This is a genomic window from Acinetobacter sp. SM1B (assembly GCF_003289665.1).
GTDB classification, from domain to species: domain Bacteria; phylum Pseudomonadota; class Gammaproteobacteria; order Pseudomonadales; family Moraxellaceae; genus Acinetobacter; species Acinetobacter schindleri.
The window spans coordinates 1-2,001 of record NZ_QMBM01000019.1 but is presented as its reverse complement, the minus strand read 5'-3'; the positions used below and the strand labels follow the sequence as shown (position 1 = coordinate 2,001).

Sequence of the window (2,001 nt, the reverse complement as noted above, 5' to 3'; positions counted from 1 at the left end):
TTATCATAAGACTTTTCAAACTGTCGCACCTCATGTTTGAATTCGCCCTTTTATCAGCGGCGATTCCTTTGGTTTTTATTTTTGGTCTTTTTGCATAAGTGAATGTATTGATCAATCTTCAGATGGTTACAGATTGCGGAAACTATGTCGTAGCGCATGGGATTGACGATTCTGCTTATATACAAAATTATAATATGATGGAAAGATATACTAATTGACTTAACTATATTTAGACTAGAATGATCGGTAATTGGGTCTTCGCCCCATACTTAACCCAATTGTTTAATCTTCTCAAAAATGACTTATATTTTAATTGAGTGTATAATCAATTTTTGATCTTCCCTGTATAAAGTATTTAGAATCTTTATATAGGTTTTGATGTCTTGAAAAAATATTAAATCTAAGTTTTATAGTTAATAATTTTACGAATTATAAATAAAATATTTATATTTTAAAAAATTAGAATTTTGCATTTTTTAAGATATAGATTTCATCTGCACATATTAGTAGCTATTCTTATTATTTACGAGATGCTTGGGTAAATAATGTAAGTGTAAAAATGGATTATCAATAGTTTAAATCAATTTATTTTACATTGAATTAGTCTGTAACAGGTTATGACTTGGAGTTTATGCAGAAGGCTGTAGAGTAAATACTGAACTCGTAAAGATCGGTTCATTTACTTATAAAGGAAAAAGGAGCGTCTCCAATGGCTAACCAAAACCAACAAAATCCGAACCAGAATCAGCAACAGCGTCAGCAAAATCAGCAAGACCAATGGCAAAATCCAAATCAACAGCAACAGCAACAGCCTAACCAGCAAAATCAACAGAACCCAAATCAACGTCAGCAAAATCAGCAGAACCAGCAAGATCAACAGAATCAGCAGGATCTGCAACAGCAACAGCAGCCTAATCAACAAGGTCAACAGCAAGATTCAACACAACAAGCTCATCAGCGTGATCAACAAAATCAACGCGGACAACAGCGCTAAGTATTGAAACTCGAAGAAAGCCGCCATAAGGCGGTTTTCTTTTGGGCTTCATAACTGAATTTAAGTTTGGAAAGACGTTGATGAAGAAAATGTAGAATAAAGTACTGTCTCAAAAATTATGCATCTTATTTTTAAAAGTTATGTAAATAGATAATAGTTAATTAAATTTTTGATCATTCTATAAATCAAAGAAGCTAAATTGATTGTAAATTAATCAATAAAAAATATATTAGTTTCATTTATTATTAGACTTGTTAAAGTTGGCCTGCATTGTAATAGGTGGACTTTGATAGGACAGTCTGATTTTTATTGATGAAATTTGAGCCTAAACCTCTACGATCCAGCGTGGATAAAAAGTATTTTCTGTTTCTTCAACGAAAATAATATTATCAACATGAAAATTTCGGATACCATCTCTGCGAATGTCATAACAAAAAAATTTCTCAGTCTTACCTTTACGACGATAACTATAAGGTTCCGCCTCGCGTGTTTCAATTGAACCGTCATCTTCTCGCGCAGTGATGATAATGGTATGCAAGTTACGTCCAGCTGAGGAAATTATTTCTTTGATATTCCGATTACTCATATTAACCTCGATATCAATATAAATATCGCATGAAATACAACTGATAAACTCATGTTTTAAAAATAATTCTAATCAGAGCTTTATTATGTGGTATCTCTAGAAGGTTATGGTTTTGTTGTGTATCCATCCCTTAATAAAATTTCTATTTTAATCAGGTATAAGATAACTGATTATCTTTGTTAGCTTACTTTCAAGAAAAATTTTATTTTTAAATCATTTAAATTATAGATTTCGGCTAAGAGAAAAATTAGCGGATAGTTTTTTTTAAATATTTTAGATTCTACTCGTCTTTCTTTTTAGTTACACAAATGATGATTGTTGACTATTGAATAACTTTAACCAATGTTTGAGCATAAGAATTTCTCATGATAACGGCTTTGTTGCACAAAGATTTGAAATGCAAAGCGCCCCTAATTGAGCC

2 protein-coding genes are annotated in these 2,001 nt (G+C 31.3%); one reads left to right on the top strand and one right to left on the bottom strand.

Features of this window, described 5'->3' with window-relative positions; translation table 11 throughout:
• Window positions 1-709 precede the first annotated feature (709 nt).
• On the top strand, window positions 710-994 hold the full coding sequence (locus C8322_RS14185) for a hypothetical protein (RefSeq protein WP_004809157.1): 285 nt from the start codon (window positions 710-712) through the stop codon (window positions 992-994).
• A 325-nt stretch (window positions 995-1,319) separates the two neighbouring features.
• On the opposite strand, the gene C8322_RS14180 is transcribed toward C8322_RS14185, so the two are convergent.
• The gene (locus C8322_RS14180; protein WP_005221850.1) at window positions 1,320-1,580 is read right to left on the bottom strand and encodes a WYL domain-containing protein; all 261 of its coding nucleotides are present in this window, start codon (window positions 1,578-1,580) and stop codon (window positions 1,320-1,322) included.
• Between the last annotated feature and the right edge of the window lie 421 nt (window positions 1,581-2,001).

Bases quoted from the DNA above. Each gene is read 5' to 3' on its own strand.
- C8322_RS14185 (WP_004809157.1), top strand. From the start codon at position 710: ATGGCTAACCAAAACCAACAAAATCCGAACCAGAATCAGCAACAGCGT.
- C8322_RS14180 (WP_005221850.1), bottom strand. From the start codon at position 1,580: ATGAGTAATCGGAATATCAAAGAAATAATTTCCTCAGCTGGACGTAAC.